14 protein-coding genes are annotated in these 16,548 nt (G+C 39.3%); 3 read left to right on the top strand and 11 right to left on the bottom strand.

The window, feature by feature from the left end:
• Positions 1-2: 2 nt before the first annotated feature.
• The 3 genes from ACSBFT_RS19205 to rsmH all read right to left on the bottom strand — a co-directional run bounded on the left by ACSBFT_RS19205 (position 3) and on the right by rsmH (position 3,525).
• Positions 3-2,096, bottom strand: a complete 2,094-nt coding sequence (locus ACSBFT_RS19205) for a penicillin-binding transpeptidase domain-containing protein (protein ID WP_463046485.1) — start codon at positions 2,094-2,096, stop codon at positions 3-5.
• Positions 2,097-2,110: 14 nt separating this feature from the next.
• Positions 2,111-2,479 (bottom strand): FtsL-like putative cell division protein, encoded by a 369-nt coding sequence (locus ACSBFT_RS19200; RefSeq protein ID WP_463046484.1) that lies wholly within the window; start codon positions 2,477-2,479, stop codon positions 2,111-2,113.
• Between the two features lie 128 nt (positions 2,480-2,607).
• A complete protein-coding gene (gene rsmH, locus ACSBFT_RS19195; protein ID WP_489602059.1) occupies positions 2,608-3,525 on the bottom strand; it encodes a 16S rRNA (cytosine(1402)-N(4))-methyltransferase RsmH in 918 nt (305 codons plus the stop codon).
• Between the two features lie 110 nt (positions 3,526-3,635).
• Here rsmH and ACSBFT_RS19190 point away from each other — a divergent pair, with 110 nt between their 5' ends.
• Together ACSBFT_RS19190 and ACSBFT_RS19185 are read left to right on the top strand one after the other, a co-directional pair.
• On the top strand, positions 3,636-4,856 hold the full coding sequence (locus ACSBFT_RS19190; RefSeq protein WP_489602058.1) for a peroxiredoxin family protein: 1,221 nt from the start codon (positions 3,636-3,638) through the stop codon (positions 4,854-4,856).
• An 83-nt stretch (positions 4,857-4,939) separates the two neighbouring features.
• A complete protein-coding gene (locus ACSBFT_RS19185) occupies positions 4,940-6,130 on the top strand; it encodes an MFS transporter (protein ID WP_463046481.1) in 1,191 nt (396 codons plus the stop codon).
• Here ACSBFT_RS19185 and ACSBFT_RS19180 read toward each other — a convergent pair.
• From ACSBFT_RS19180 to nirB, 8 genes are all read right to left on the bottom strand, one after another.
• A complete protein-coding gene (locus ACSBFT_RS19180) occupies positions 6,127-6,864 on the bottom strand; it encodes an L-ribulose-5-phosphate 4-epimerase (RefSeq protein WP_463046480.1) in 738 nt (245 codons plus the stop codon). The two genes, ACSBFT_RS19185 and ACSBFT_RS19180, sit on opposite strands and share 4 nt — an antisense overlap.
• A 122-nt stretch (positions 6,865-6,986) precedes the next feature.
• Positions 6,987-8,417: an L-arabinose isomerase gene (araA, locus tag ACSBFT_RS19175; RefSeq protein ID WP_489602057.1), complete on the bottom strand. Its 1,431-nt coding sequence runs from the start codon at positions 8,415-8,417 to the stop codon at positions 6,987-6,989.
• A gap of 11 nt (positions 8,418-8,428) precedes the next feature.
• Complete coding sequence (gene moaA, locus ACSBFT_RS19170; protein ID WP_489602056.1) at positions 8,429-9,409, bottom strand: GTP 3',8-cyclase MoaA; 981 nt, start codon at positions 9,407-9,409, stop codon at positions 8,429-8,431.
• Positions 9,396-10,511, bottom strand: coding sequence for a cysteine desulfurase family protein (locus tag ACSBFT_RS19165; RefSeq protein ID WP_489602055.1), 1,116 nt, complete (start codon positions 10,509-10,511; stop codon positions 9,396-9,398). Before ACSBFT_RS19165 ends, moaA begins: the two co-directional genes overlap by 14 nt.
• A 9-nt stretch (positions 10,512-10,520) precedes the next feature.
• Positions 10,521-11,174 (bottom strand): response regulator transcription factor, encoded by a 654-nt coding sequence (locus ACSBFT_RS19160; RefSeq protein WP_489602054.1) that lies wholly within the window; start codon positions 11,172-11,174, stop codon positions 10,521-10,523.
• A 2-nt stretch (positions 11,175-11,176) separates the two neighbouring features.
• Positions 11,177-12,610 carry an ATP-binding protein gene (locus ACSBFT_RS19155; protein ID WP_489602053.1) on the bottom strand — a complete coding sequence of 478 codons (1,434 nt, stop codon included), beginning with the start codon at positions 12,608-12,610 and terminating at the stop codon, positions 11,177-11,179.
• A 48-nt stretch (positions 12,611-12,658) separates the two neighbouring features.
• The gene (gene nirD, locus ACSBFT_RS19150) at positions 12,659-13,003 is read right to left on the bottom strand and encodes a nitrite reductase small subunit NirD (RefSeq protein WP_489602052.1); all 345 of its coding nucleotides are present in this window, start codon (positions 13,001-13,003) and stop codon (positions 12,659-12,661) included.
• A 21-nt stretch (positions 13,004-13,024) separates the two neighbouring features.
• A complete protein-coding gene (nirB, locus tag ACSBFT_RS19145) occupies positions 13,025-15,553 on the bottom strand; it encodes a nitrite reductase large subunit NirB (RefSeq protein WP_489602051.1) in 2,529 nt (842 codons plus the stop codon).
• A 239-nt stretch (positions 15,554-15,792) separates the two neighbouring features.
• Between nirB and cobA the strand changes: the two genes are divergently transcribed.
• Complete coding sequence (cobA, locus tag ACSBFT_RS19140) at positions 15,793-16,548, top strand: uroporphyrinogen-III C-methyltransferase (protein WP_489602050.1); 756 nt, start codon at positions 15,793-15,795, stop codon at positions 16,546-16,548.

Here is a 16,548-nt window from a genome sequence, read left to right as displayed (position 1 = left end):
TATCAATTCAAAATCAAACTCACCACACTATTGCTTATCAGCGAGTAATCCGCAACTTTCCCAAAACCACTATGTTTAACCACAAAACCTTTATTTTCTAATAATGGTAAAGCATCTTTTAGGGTCATGCCAGAAACGTCAGGCACTCCATTTGTATCTTTTATAGCTCGCCAGTATAAAGAATCATTTTGTGACACAGCCAACTTTACCAAACCGTCTGCTCGACTCGGTTCAATCTTTATGGAAAGCTCATCCGCTATTTCTTGAAAGTCGTCCGCCATACCCGTTTTCTGCTGTTTGGCTATGAGTTTTAGCTGTTTAGAATTGACAGACGCAGGGTGTATTTGGACATCATAAGCGAAAATCTTATCTGCAATATCTCTAAATACCGGAGCACATACTTGCGAAGCATAAACCTGATCTCCTCTTGGCTCATCTATCACCACGGCAGCTGCATACTTTGGATTATCTGCTGGGAAAAACCCAATAAAAGAAGTAAAATACCTGCCTTTATTATACCCTTGGGCATTTAGTTTCTGTGCCGTTCCTGTTTTACCAGCTACTTTGCAAAACCCCTGGCTTATGCCCTTGGCTGTACCAGACTCCACGACGCCCCTCATCATTTTTTGAGCCATTTCTATCACATCTCCAGAGGCTATACGTTTGGATAGTTTGACATTTTCATATCGCTCTATTTGTGTATTTCCCTCTCTTATTTCTCTCACAATAAAAGGCTCCACCCAATATCCATCATTGGCCACAGCATTATAAAAAGCCAACATCTGAATCGGTGAAATCTGACTTTCATATCCTATGCTCATCCAAGGAAGTGTAAACTTACTATATGTCTTGTCCTTTGCATTTTTGAAATATGGTGCTTTCTCACCTTTAAGCTGGAAGCCTATGGGTTGATCTAGCCTGTACTTCGATATATAAGTTAGATAATTGTCAATGCCGTTTGCACCAAAAACTCTTTCAATCAGTTTATAAACACCAATATTACAAGACATCTCAAAAACCTCTCCTACCGTAATGTCACCATGTTGATGGTCACAGGTAAACCGCTTTCCTCTGTGTATGATTGTACCAGTACAGTTGGCTGCCCAATCCGATAGTTTTAAGCCCCCTTTTTCTAAAATAGCCATCATAGATGCTAGCTTAAAAGTGGATCCTGGGTCTGTAGAGGCCAATACTGCATAATTCATGTCCTCTATGTAATTGGTTTCCCCATTTCTAGTTCTCCTGCTTAAGTTAGCCAGTGCTTTTATCTCCCCAGTAGCTATTTCCATTACTATAGCTGTGCCATAATTGGCATTGGTATGTACTACTTTCTGCCTTAACGCACTCTCCACGATGTCTTGAAAATTTACATCTATGGTGGTAATGACATCTTGGCCTGGAATGGCCTCCTCGTTTATTTCGGAATCCAATGGCTGATTCACCCCTCCTGCCAATCTCTTAAAAAGTGACTTTCCGTTTTTACCCGCCAAATAATTATTATAGCTAAACTCAATTCCAAAAAGACCTTTGGTTTTAGTACTTCTATCTAGGCTACCAATGGTTCTTTTGGCCATGTCGTTAAATGGTAAAGATCGGGTAGAAATTTTCTCAAAAACGCCACCTCCTTTATAGGGACCTTCCTTAAAAAGAGGAAACTGAGAAATATCCATTTTCTCCTGATGCGAGATTCTTCTTTTTGATAGTCTTAGATATCGGCTATTCTTGGATTTACGCTTTTGAACTATAAGGGATTTATACTCTCGCCACGATTTATCCTTGAAATGGTTTGAAAGTTTTTTGCACAGTTCGTCCACGTTTTCATTAAACATGGATTCTCTGGCTTGCTTCACGTCCAAACCCACATAGTAATAAGGTACAGATGTGGCAAGGAGACTCGTTCCGTCTGAGCCATAAATATTGCCACGCATAGCGGGAATCTCCTTTTCGTAAATAAGGTTTCTTTCCACCTGAGAATTATCATATTTCTCATTATTCTGAACGCTTAAGATACCATAAACAATAATTATGGCAATTAAACCCATGAACCCAAACGTCCATAGCGACCTACTTTGTATCTGACCTTTTATACTGCTCATTTTCTGTAGGTTAATTATTCCGCAACTATCTTAACGGGTGGCTGTATGTTTTTAAGCAGTCCTCTGTTCTCCAGGGCCTTTGAAACCTGGGAGTGTTTGCTTTCATACATATATGATGATTTATGCGAGATATACTCCGCCCTTTTTTCCTTAATTATTCCTTCAGCCTTATCCAGACCCCTAATTAAAGACTCAAAATTATGCTGAAAATAGATGTAGCCTAGCACAAGAACAAAAGCAAAACCAACCTTTTTTAACATGGAAGTAGGCAGCTCTTCAGTGATATGAAGCTTCTCGGTAACCCAATCAATAAGATTGAATTGTGATGCCAATCTGGTCATAAATGGCACCTTCCGCTGGCCTTTTGGGACATTGGTAGACATGATTATTAGGAATTTTTATTTTAAAGCACTTAATCAAAGTTAAGTATTCCTTTCTCAAAAAACCAAAAGCATTTTTAAGATAAAATCCACCGTTTTAAAAATCAAAAAGAGAATAGGTGTTTAGTTGCCTATTCCTCTGGTTTTTCAGCTATACGCAATTTTGCACTTCGTGATCTAGGATTTATTTGAAGTTCTTCGCTTGAGGCCATTACGGGTTTACGTGTAATGCTATCTAATGGCTTTAAAACATTGCCAAAAAAGTCCTTTTCAAGGTGCCCATCTAGGAAACCACTTTTAATATAATTCTTCACCATTCTATCCTCCAAAGAGTGGTATGACATCACCACTAATCTGCCTTCCGGATTCAGTAAATCGGGAACTTGAAACAAGAACTCTTCTAAGGCCTTCATTTCTTCATTAACCTCTATTCTTAAGGCCTGAAAAACCTGAGCGTAATACTTGAACTCCTTAAACTTGGGAGCTACGCCATCTAATACCTGCTTAAACTCCTCAATGGTATCTATAGACTTTCCAGATCTAGCCATGTCAATAGCCTGAGCAGCAGTTTTGGCGTTTTTAATTTCGCCATACATTCCTAGAATTTTATGCAGTTCTCTTACTTCATAGTTGTTGATAACGTCTTTGGCTGTAGGGCCTGCTCGCCTGTTCATCCTCATGTCTAAGTCTCCATCAAAACGGGTAGAAAACCCTCTTTCTGGAGTATCTATTTGATAAGAAGACACCCCTAAATCCGCCAAAATACCATCTACTTTTTTGACACCATGAACCCTTAGAAATTTGGCAATATGACGAAAGTTGGCTTGGATAAATGTAAACTTACTTTTATCAAAGTCTTCTGCGTTTTTCTTGGCGTCTTCGTCTTGGTCAAAACTATACAACTTACCCGTTTCTAACTTATCGACAATGGCTCTTGAGTGTCCGCCACCACCAAAAGTAATGTCAACATAAATACCATCTGGTTTTATATTAAGGCCCTCTAGGCATTCATTTAGCATCACCGGAACGTGATAATCAGTATTTGACATTGAACTTTAAAGCTTAGTTTTTGATTTACAAAAGTAGTTAATTGTCCTTTGAGAAGCGATTTTGGCTCCACTCTTTAAGACAATACCAAAAAAGATATCATACCACCTAAATGAGAATAATCCTTTTTCTACCCTTAGCCATTATTTTATGGCAATGCCAAAGTGAAAATAAACCAAATATAGATGGTGTTTGGCGAGCTGAGGTTCCTACGGTTATTGGTGCCATTCCTTTCAATCTGGAATTGGAAACTAAGAATGACACTATAAAGGTTTACGCTATTAATGGTAATGAAAGATTGGCTTTAGATAATGCCTATTTCAAGAATGATTCGCTTCATATTACGATGGAGGTTTTTGATGCCGAAATAGTAGCTCATGTTTCAGGGAAAACCATGAATGGTTCTTATACCAAAAGGTTAGACGACAACAGCAGGAGAATAGGAGCCTTTTCTGCTCGACTAGGCGATCCCTATAGATTTGTACCTGATTCAGAAACAGCCGAACATGATGTTTCTGGAAAATGGCAAGTTTCGTTTACAGAACCTGAAGGAAAAATTTATCCGTCGGTTGGCATATTTTCTCAAAAAGGAAATAAGGTTAAAGGCACTTTTTTGACCAGCACAGGTGATTATCGCTTTCTGGATGGAAATGTGGATGGCGACAGCCTCAAACTATCTTGTTTTGACGGAACTCATATCTTTTTATTCAAAGCCAAAATCAACGAAAACAAACTAGAAGGCGGGCGATTTTCATCTAGCCTACTTTATAAAGAAACCTGGGAAGGTGTAAAAGACGATAATGCTAAACTTCCCGACCCAGACAGCCTGACATTTATCAAAGAAGGCTATGACAAATTTGACTTTTCTTTCAAAAACACAAAAGGCGAAACCATTTCTCTTTCAGACGAAAAATATAAAGACAAGGTGGTGCTGGTGCAAATACTGGGAAGCTGGTGCCCGAACTGCATGGATGAAAGTAAATTCTATGTTAAATGGCTGAAAGAAAATCCAGAAAAAGACGTGGAAATAATTGGTTTGGCATTTGAAAAAAGTACTAAACCCGACATAGCCTACCCGAAAATAGACAAAATGAAAAAGCGTTTCCGGATGGAATATGAAGTACTCTTGGCAGGAACAATTGATAAAGAAGAGGCCAACAAATCGCTTCCGATGCTTAACCATATCATGAGTTACCCAACTACGGTGTATCTTGACAAAAAACATCATGTAAGAAAAATACACACTGGCTTTTCTGGACCAGGAACAGGTGAGTACTATGCACAATTCAAGGAAGATTTTGAACGTTTTATGGAACTTCTTACGGCGGAATAAATAATTCTTAAAATTGTATTTATTCAATAAAAAAGAAACCAAAGGCCTTGTTTTGTTGTACTTATAGCTTATAACCTTTTTTAATGAGCTCGAAAGAAAGACTTCTTCTCATAATTTTAGCCTGTGTCAACTTTACCCATATAATGGATTTTATGATACTGATGCCGCTTGGCCCTCAGTTGATTGACATTTTTGACATCAATACGCAGCAGTTTGGTTTTTTAGTAGCTACTTACGGAGTAGCAGCGGCTATTTCGGGTTTTACTTTAGCGTTTTTTGCAGATAGATTTGACCGAAAAAAGGTGCTACTTTTCGCATATATTGGCTTTGTGGTAGGAACATTTGCTTGTGCTATTTCTCCTACTTTTACCATTCTAATTTCTGCCAGAACCATTACAGGGCTGTTTGGTGGCATGATAGGTTCGCAGGTTTTATCTATAGTGGCGGATGCTTTCCCTTATGAGCGAAGAGCCTCAGCCATGGGAATTATCATGATGGCATTTTCTTTGGCTTCGGTTATTGGGGTTCCTGGAGGGCTCTATCTAGCCACTAAATTCGGCTGGCACGCTCCATTTTTTACAGTTGGCGGTTTGGGAATTATAGTCATGGTTTTAATTTGGCTTTTTGTACCAAATGTTACTGCCCACTTAGAAGAAAAGGGTGCCAAACAGAAAAAATTAGAAGTGCTCACCAATATTCTTAAAACACCAAATCAGCTTAGGGCCTTAGCTTTATCTACCATCATTATGTTGGGGCATTTCAGTATCATTCCTTACATAGCTCCTTCTTTGGTTTCAAATATTGGTTATAAAGAAGACCAGATATTCTTGATTTACTTGGTAGGTGGTTTGCTCACTATTTTCTCAGCTCCTTTGGTAGGGAAATTGGCAGACCGAAAAGGTAAGTTTCCAATTTTTGTAACCTTTGCGATACTTTCTTGCATTCCTATATTCTTAATTACCAACTTAATACCAGTGCCGCTTTATATAGTTCTAGCTATCTCTGGGCTGTTCTTTATATTTTCAAATGGCAGACTAATACCAACTCAAGCCATGGTTTCTGGCGTGGTAAGTCCAAAACAAAGGGGCGGCTTTATGGCCATAAACTCGAGTGTTCAGCTTATGGCTCAGGCCATAGCCAGTAGCATAGGCGGACTGATACTTGTACAAAGAGAAGATGGCTATTTAGACCATTACGACTGGGTGGGTTATTTTGCCATTACCATGATTCTGCTAAGCATTTTTGTGGCTAAGAAAGTCAAAAACATTAATTAACAACCCTGCCCATAATAAGCATCTTTCCCGTGCTTACGTTGATAGTGCTTTTGCCTCAGTGTCTCTTTTAATCTTGGGGTGTTTGGATTAATGGACACCGTCAATTGAGCCATTCTGGCTATTTCTTCTAAGACCGCCGCGTTATAAACAGACTTTGCAGCATTTTTCCCCCAGGTAAAAGGTCCGTGGTTTTGAAGTAAGACCATTTCCATTTCTAAGTGCGACAAGTTTTTTTCCTTGAAAATATTTATTATCTGATTTCCAGTTTCAAACTCATAATCACCCTGAATCATTTCATCAGAAAGTACAGGTGCACAGGGGATATCTTGATGCGTATGGTCAGCATGTGTGGTTCCAAAAATTGGAATGTCTTTTCCTGCCTGAGCCCATGCCACCGCATAGGTGCTATGGGTGTGGGTTATTCCTCCTATATCGCCCCAAGTTTTATAGAGTAAAGCATGTGTTTTTGTGTCTGACGATGGCCTCATTTTCCCTTCAACTATTTGTGCATTATAATCCATAATCACCATATCCTCTACCTTCAATTTTTCATAAGGAACACCGCTGGGTTTTATAGCAAAAACACCTTCTTTTCTGTCTACAGCACTCACATTTCCAAAAGTAAAAAGGACTAATCCTAGTTTAGGAAGCTCAAGGTTAGCTTCGTAACATTCCTCTTTTAGGGTTTTATATTTTTTCAAATTTTTAGTTTTAGGATTATGTAGTGCTTTCATAGTCATTAAAATCTTTCTGCGAATTAGTGAAATACATTAACAAAAACCATAATGACATTATTAATCTACAATACCAAAGACACTCGACTAAGCAGGAGACTTTATAGAAAGAAACCACAAAACTACCTAATCACGACCAATTCCAAATCAAACATTTTAGCAAAGTCTTCCATGTATTCTAAAGACAAGTTTTGACTATAAACCGTATGATGAGCACCACCAGCTTCTAGCCATTGTTTCAAGCCTTCTTTCATGCTTGACTCTGGTCGCCACATCACTCTAGCAGTCGGTAGTTTTGGGAACTTCTCGGTTACCTCTAAACCCTGAACTAAGTTTACAATTAAACGGAAGCCATCTCCCATATCTACTAAAGACACATTCATAGCAGGCCCTGCATCTCCGTTAAACACCAATCTTACGGGATCTTCTTTTCCGCCAATACCTAATGGATGGATTTCGCATGCTACTTCGCCAGTGCTAATACTTGGGCAAATTTCTAACATATGAGAACCCAAAACCATCGGGTTTTCAGGATTGAAATGATAAGTATAATCTTCCATGAAAGAGTTTCCCCCTTTCATACCAACGGCCATCGTTTTTAAAATTCTCACCATGGCAGAGGTTTTCCAATCTCCTTCACCGCCATAACCGTAACCTGCCGCCATCATTCTTTGTGAACCAATGCCAGGCAGCTGACGCATGCCGTGTAAGTCTTCAAAAGTATTGGTGTATGCTCCAAAACAACCTTCATCCAAAAAGGTTTTCATTCCTAATTCTATTCTGGCAGCTTCTACCAAAGATTCATATTTCTCTTCACCTTCTGCTAAAGAAGGCATCATTTTATAAACAGATTTATATTCCTCAATAAGCGTCTTGATTTCGGCATCCGTTACTTTATTAATGTACGCCACTAAATCTCCGACTGGGTGCGTATTGACAGAAAAACCAAATTTCATTTGAGCAGCTACCTTGTCGCCATCCGTCACTGCCACCTCTCTCATATTGTCGCCAAACCTAGCCACTTTCAACGTCTTCATTTCATGAGCGGCTACCGCCACTCTAGTCCAAACATTGATGCTTTCTAAAACCTCAGGGTCTTGCCAGTGACCAACCACTGTTTTTCTGTTGATTTTCATTTTGGTCAGTATATGACCAAACTCCCTATCGCCATGTGCGGACTGATTAAGATTCATGAAATCCATATCAATGTTAGCAAAAGGAATATCTCTATTGAACTGCGTATGAAGATGCAATAAAGGCTTCTGTAAAGCATTTAAGCCATTTATCCACATTTTGGCTGGCGAGAAAGTATGCATCCATGCGACAATGCCTACGCAGTTTTCTTGAGCATTAGCGGCACTGAGCATTGCAAGGATTTCTTCTGGTGACTTTACGACGGGCTTAAAAATCACGTTGACCGTTATTTTTTCAGAAGTTTGAAAAAAGGCGACTATCTCTTGAGAATGCTCATCTACTTGGCGAAGTGTTTCTTCTCCATATAAATGCTGGCTTCCCGTAATAAACCAAACTTCAAAGTCTTCTAATTTAATCATGGGTTGATTATTTATCCACCAATGGTGGTCATACTTTCTGTTACAATAGACTTTCTGTTGGCTTCTGCTTCAAATCCATCTTTATGCCTGTTGGTAAATACCTTTGTGAGTATTTCTTTTATTTCCACATCGTCGGTATTACTCCTTAATAAATCTCTAATATTCAAAACGCCGTCGTCATAAAGACAGGTTTTTAGCGTACCCGTTGGCGTTACTCTAATTCTATTACAAGTTCCGCAAAATGTTCTGCTATAAGCGGCAATTACGCCCACGTTTCCAAGATGATTTGCGATGCTGTAATTATACGAAGTAGAGCTGGCTTCATCTTTTAATTTGGCTAATGAAGGATGTGCCTCTTTTATGATGTCAAGGATTTTATGATAGCTCATAAAGGCAGCTTCGTTTAACCCACTACCATTGAAAGGCATTTCTTCTATAAACCTTACCGAAACGGGCATTTCTTCACTCAAACCAACCAATGGTAAAATGTCTTGGTCATTTTTACCAGCCATCACCACGGCATTAATTTTAGTATCTATTTCATGATCGAGCAAAGCGTCTAGTGTTCTTAAAACATTTGGCAGCTCATCTCTGCGAGTCATTTCTTTAAACCTTTCTCTGTCCAGGGTATCTAAGCTTAGATTGATAGAACTTATTCCTATAGCTTTTAACTCAGGAACTAATTGTTCTGTCAAAACGCCATTGGTGGTAATGTTAACTTTTTCAATGCCCGGAATCGCTACCAAAGCTCTCAAAAAACTCATCAGCTCTTTTCTTACAAAAGGCTCCCCACCTGTTATCCTCACTTTTTTAATACCTAGCTCGGCCATCATTCTGACCATTCTCAGCATTTCCTCAAAAGTGAGTAAATGTGGTTTTGGTAAAAAGGTAATCCCCTCCTCTGGCATACAATAGAAACACCGAAGATTACAGCGGTCTGTAACTGCCAATCTTAAATATGTGATGGGTCTTCCGTGATTATCTATTAGCATAATTTTTAACTATTTCTATCACATGGTTCTTCGTGTTTTCCATGTCTTCTTTTGTGGTAAATCTACCCAAACTAAAACGAAGTGAACTAAATGCATCTTGTTCTGAAAGCCCCATTGCTTTTAAGACATAAGATGGCTCCGTGGATGCCGAATTACATGCCGAGCCGTTTGAAACTGCTATTTTATTCAGTTTCATCATTAACGCTTCTCCGTCTAAACCTTTAAAACACAGGTTTGAAATATTCCCTACTCTACCATTTTGACTTCCATTGACACTTATAAAAGGAAGAGCTTTGGTAAGGTCATTTTCAAACTTGCTTTTAAGCAAAGCTATAGCATGGTTTTCTTCAATATTACACTTTGATACCGCCTCTGCTACACCAACAATACCTGGAACATTTAACGTTCCGCTTCTACGGTTTCTTTGATGACGACCGCCATGAATTTGAGCGGAAAGCTTTATTTCTTTTTTTACCAAAAGTACACCTACGCCTTTTGGTCCATATATTTTATGCCCAGAGAAACTTATCAAATCTACGTCTTTTGGCAATGCTATCTTACCCAAAGATTGCGAAGCATCCATATGCACCAAGACTCCTTTTTTATGAGCCAAAGCTATGACCTCCGAAACCGAAATTATCACACCTGTTTCATTATTGACATGCATGATAGAAATCAATTTGGTCTCTGGCTGAATAGCTTTTTCTAATTCGGCTAAATCAATTTCTCCATTTCTCGAAACGCCAATTCTAGAAACCTTAACTCCTCTACTTTCTAAATAATCAGCAGTATCTAAGGTCGCTTTATGTTCGGTCTCAAAAGTTATCAAATGCCCTTTAAAGTCCTCAAAAATACCTTTTAAAGCTAAATTAATTGATTCCGTGGCTCCACTGGTAAAAACTATTTCATCTGAACGCCAATTAAGACTCTTTGCTATTTTTGCTTTAGCTAAATCAACAGCCTCCTCCGCCTCCCAACCATAGGCATGAAACCTACTGGCGGCATTGCCAAAATGCTCGCTAAAATAAGGCAGCATAGTTTCTAAAACCTTTTTATCTACCGGTGTGGTGGCTGCATAGTCTAGGTAAATGGGGTAGTTCATAAGCCCAAATTAAAGTCCCTCTGTACTGGCTATTCTTACCAACTCCGCTGTATTATTGAGGTTGGTTTTTTTTAGCATATTGGCCCTGTGGTTACTCACCGTTCTTATGCTTAGTCCTAATTTCTCTGCGATGTCCTTACTGCTTTTTCCGTCCGCAATAAACTTCAATACTTCTATTTCCTTTTTAGACAAAACACCTAAAACCTTCTGATTAGAATTCATAGGTTTTATTCCAGCATGGCTCTGCATGGCAGAAACCAAAATGGCAGAAACCTCCGCAGGGAAATATTTTTCGCCATTATGAACCACATACATCGCTTTCACAATCTCCTCTTTATCTGCATCCTTCAGAATATAGCCATCCACTTTACTCTCAATACTTTTCAGAATATAATCGGGGTCGTTATGCATGGAAAAAATAAGAATTTTAACCTTCGGAAATTTCTTATTAATCAGTTTAGCAGCCTCTATACCGTTCATTTCAGGCATATTTATATCTAGCAAAATCAAATTTGGCTGTAAAACTGGGATTTTCTCTAAGGCTTCTCTTCCTCCACTGGCTTCTCCCACTATTTCTAAACTTGGCTCATCTTCAAGAAGAAAACTCATGCCTTTACGCACCACCTCGTGGTCGTCTACTAATAAAACCTTAATATCAGCCATTATTATTCAATAGATTCAAACGGCAATTTAATGAAAATATCAGTTCCTTCTCCCTCTAATGTGGTTAGTCTAAAGGTGCCACTCAAAAGCGTTACTCTCATTTTTATATTTTCTAGTCCATTATGAATAAGCGACTGACGCTCGGCCTTCAATTTTTCTGGATTAAAACCCTTGCCATTATCTGTAATACTTAATTCCAAAAGACCATTATTCTCCTCTAATTTCACTTTTGCCATTTTGGCTTTGGAGTGCTTAATGATATTATTGATGGCTTCTTGTACAATTCTATAAATATTTATTTCAATGTTTTGAGCGTATCGTTTTTCTGGCTGGGCAACCTCAATAGAAAACTCCAATTCTTGTCCGTTCTGTGCTTGGTGAGCAAAAATCTTTAATGCAGATGCTATCCCAAAATCATTCAGAGCGGTGGGCATAAGATTAAAAGAAATGCCCCTTGTGGCTTCTATGGTTTCATTGGTAAGCTGCTTCATATGATCATAAGCCTTTCTAAGCTTAGGATCCATGTCAGGGGAGTTTAACCTGCCAAGACTCAATTTAATCCCTGTAAGCATTTGACCCAAACCATCATGTATTTCGCGAGACATCCGTTTCCGCTCTTCTTCCTGACCTTCCAGCAAGTAGGCCGATCTTATCTGATCTTGTTTTCGCTTATTCTCATATTTCTCTTGCGTGGCTTTGTTGAGGTCTTCTTGCGTTTTTAAGAGCATTTTATTGGACACCGAAAGCTGATTATTGGCAGCCAAAAGATTTTGCTCTGAGCTGGTGAGCTCCCCAATAACCCCCTCCACATAAGTTGCCAGAGGATTAAATATGAAAATAAACTCTACAAACAAGGTAAGTAAAGTAAGAAACAGAATCAGGAATTCGAAAGCCCTTAAAATGGCAACCCTTTGCGTAGCTTCATGATCGTATTGGTAAACGATGTTATCCATTGTTTTCAAAAAGTCTTTCTCGCTCTGCAGTAAGTCCAAAACCTCTGATGGCTGAAGTGAGCGGCCCTCCATAACCTCATCAAATAGCCTCTCCATGTTTTTATAGAAGGGTTCAATCTCCTTAAACATGATATTTATTTTCTTTGAGTTATTTACCTCATACCTTTTCTCATCAGTGAGTTTATTATCTCTAAGCCCGATATGTGTTTTCTTCCAGTCTGAAAAGCTTTGCTCAAAAGACCCTTGAGACTCCTCATCCCATGCTTGATTAGCATGTGTTTTAAGAAGAAATGATTTTGTGAGTCGCTGAGAAAGCATTCTTTGCCGACCCGCCAAATTCACCACATGGCTGTTGTCAGAAACATTTAAAAGGGTAAATTGTATTAAAGTATGCCCACAAATGGTCAATATGGCCACAATGGACAATGCCACAATATATTGACCGGTTAACCTTTTTGCTACGGTTTTGTCTATTGGAATCATCTATAAATCAGAGATATTCTTCATAAGCAAAACTAAGCATATAAAGATTTAAAGCCCTATAAATACCTCTCCACCTTCCACTTTAACCTCATATGTCTGTAGCTGGTAATCCTCCTCGCCCATACATGTTCCCGTTTTTAATGAAAAATTCTTTTTATGAAAAGGACAGGCTACTTTGGGCTCCCCTTCTAAAGCTCCTATCATGCCTCTTGAAAGCACCATTTGTTGCTTATGGGGACAAAGGTTTTGAGTGGCATACCACTCTCCCCTTCGCTCAAAATTATAAATAGCAATCTGTTCTCCGTTAATAAGCACACAGCCACCGCCGTTAGCTGGAATATCTTCTGTTTTGCAGGCTTTTACCCACGTTATTGTTTCAAATAATGCTTCCATTTTCAATCTCTTTTATTTTTTTCAATTCCAGTCTTTTGCTTTTACTTGCTCTCTAAAAGGAACCAGCTCTACGGTTGGGTCTTTTTCTTCTGGAGCATTTACAAAGTGCGTAAACTGCTTACGTATTTCAGGATTGGTAACGGCCTCTGTCCATTCGCATTTATACCCGTCGACCAATTTTTGCATGTCTGCATCCAACTCTTTGCAAATGCCCAAAACGTCATCCATAATCACGGTTTTCAAGTAGGCCAAGCCTCCTTCCATTTTGTCCATCCATGCGGACGTTCTTTGTAATGGTTCGGCCGTTTGAATGTAAAACATCAGGAATCTATCAATAAGCTGTTTACATCTTTCGTCGCTTAGATCTGTGGCTAAAAGCTCTGCATGACGCGGAGTAGCTCCGCCATTACCGCCCACATAAAGGTTCCAACCTATTTCAGTGGCTATAATCCCAAAATCTTTCCCTCTGGCTTCAGCACACTCTCTTACACATCCAGACACGCCACCTTTCAATTTATGTGGCGAACGTAATCCCTTGTATCTGTTTTCTACTTCTATGGCGAAACTCACCGCATCTTGAACACCGAATCTACACCAAGTAGTCCCTACACAACTTTTTACCGTTCTTAAAGATTTACCATAGGCTTGACCCGTTTCAAAACCTGCGGCAATCAACTCTTCCCAGATGTTTGGCAAATCGCCCACATGAGCTCCAAACATATCTATTCGCTGCCCACCGGTAATTTTGGTATACAATCCATATTTCTTAGCCACCTCTCCTATCACTATCAATTTTTCAGGTGTAATTTCTCCTGCAGGGATTCTTGGTACCACAGAGTATGTTCCTCCACGCTGAATGTTGGCCAAAAATCTATCGTTGGAATCTTGAGCAGTAACCCTTCCTTTTTCTAGTACGTTTTCTCCCCAAAGGCTAGCTAAAATCGAGGCCACAGCAGGTTTGCAGGTTTCACAGCCATCTCCATTGCCTATTGCATCTAGTACTTCGTCATAAGTTTTAAGACCTTTAAGCTTGGTTAAGCTCAATATCTCTTGACGGGTATGGTCAAAATGCTCGCAAATCACATTTCTTACCAAAACACCTTGAGCCGCCAGTGCCGCATTTAGTAGATCTTTCACCATTGGCGTGCAACCTCCACAGCCCGTACAAGCCTTTGTGGATTTCTTAAGACCTCCTAAAGTCGAGCACCCTTTTTCTACTTGCTCCAGAATATCACCTTTGGTAACCGCTTCGCAAGAACAAATCAAAGCATAATCTGAAATAGCCATGATGCCAGAACCGGCTTCTTCTCCACCTCTAGAGCCCAAAATAAGTTCCTCGGCGTTTTCGGGAATAGGCATTTTACTATTCACGGTTTGCAATAGCATATTATATTGCTCGGCATCACCTATCAATATCCCTCCCAAAAGCTGTTTCCCGTCATTGGAAACATTTACGCGTTTATAAATCCCTTTTGCTCTATCTTCGAAAGTGATGGTTTTACAGTCTGGGGCTTCCACAAAAGCATTCCCAAAACTGGCCACATCAACCCCTATAAGCTTCAGCTTGGTTGACATGTCAAAACCGGTAAAGGCTGATCGCTTGGAAACGACATCATTCGTTATTTTCTTGGCTATACTATTTAATGCCACCTCGGCCATTTCATAGCCAGGAGCCACCAAACCATATATCATATGATTATAAAGGGCACATTCGCCAATGGCATAAATGTCTTCCTCAGAAGTCTCCATGACTTCATTGACTGCAATTCCGCCTCTCAGCCCAGTTTCTAAACCTGCCGCTTTCGCCAGCTCATCTCTTGGTTTAATTCCAGCAGAAATAACGACCATTTCGGCATTCAAGATTTCGCCATCATAAAACTTTAAACCCGTTACGGTATTCTCTCCAATGAAGTTTTCTGTATTCTTATTCGCATGTACTTTAATGCCTAGCTCTGCCAATTTACTTTCTAACACACCAGAACCGGCAGCATCAATCTGCCTTGGCATTAATCTAGGTGCAAATTCCACCACGTGAGCATCAGAAACGCCTAAGTCAAGTAATGCTTTGGCAGCTTCTAAACCCAACAAGCCTCCTCCTATCACTACACCCGTTTTAGCCTTTTTAGCGTGAGATTTCATCATATCCAAGTCCTCTATGGTTCTATAAACAAAAACCCCATCCAACTCAACACCTTTTATAGGCGGTACAAATGCCCCTGACCCCGTGGCAAAAACCAGGTAATCATACGATTCAACCACACCTCTATGAGAAGTCACTTGCTTATTCACTTTATCCAATTCTAAAACTGGATCTCCTAAATGAATTTTAATATTATTTCTCTCGTACCATGACAGAGGAGCCATGGTTAACTCATCAAGCGTCTTTTCACCAAAATACGAACTAAGATGAACCCTATCATAGGCTGGTCTTGGCTCCTCACCAAAAACTACAATCTCTAAATGAGTATTTAGTGAAGACCCTATAGCCTTTTCACAAAATTTATACCCCACCATTCCATTACCTATGACTACAATTTTGGACTTTCCCATTATACTTTGAAATTATTCTGTGCAATAACTAACTAAATTGTACTATATAAATATTTAGTTATACCTAAGTATTTATCGTTAGTTCAAATGTATGGCATTTTTTCAATTTTAAAAACTTTTATTCTTTAATTTTGCACATATTCAATATTTAAGACGTTTAATTTGCATTACACACTAGATATACATTCTTTTGTATGACAATATGAAGCAATGCAAAATAAGTATTAATACTCATCGATATGAAATTATCACTAATAGGAGCGGGACCAGGAGACAAAGATCTAATCACTTTAAAAGCCGTCAAGGCACTTGCAGTGGCTGACGTTATCCTATATGATGCCCTAGCCAACCCTTCATTATTAGAACACGCTTCTCCTAAAGCAGAAATAATTTTTGTAGGCAAGCGATTTGGAAAACATAGTGTTTCACAAGATGAGATCAATAGAATCATTATTCAGAATGCTCTAAGCGGAAAAAAGGTAGCTCGATTAAAAGGTGGAGACCCTGTGATTTTCGGAAGAGGATTTGAAGAATTAGAATACGCTGCCTCCTTTGGAATTGAGACAGAAATCATCCCAGGCATCTCTAGCTCCGTAGCCGTACCCACCCTTAATCATATACCCGTCACCAAAAGAGGTGTGGCAGACAGCTTTTGGGTTCTCACGGGTCACACCAAAGAAAACACACTACCGAAAGACATGACCCTGGCAGCTCAGTCTTCCGCAACAATCATCATATTGATGGGCACCAGCAAGCTTGAAGAGATAATGCATATTTTTTCCAATGAAGGAAAAGATGCAACACCAGTGGCCATCATACAAAACGGCACAAAACCCGAAGAGAAAATGGTGCTCGGGGAAGTGCAGAACATTGTTGAAAAAGCAAAAAAAGAGAACATTGGCAATCCGGCAGTTATCATCATAGGAGAAACCGTAAGAAGCTGCCCACAATACGTAAAGAGCTATTTGGAAACAAACAGCCTCATAAATATCTAG

The sequence above is a fragment of the Arcticibacterium sp. SM2516 genome, assembly GCF_057914865.1.
This window is presented reverse-complemented; position numbering and strand designations above follow the sequence as displayed.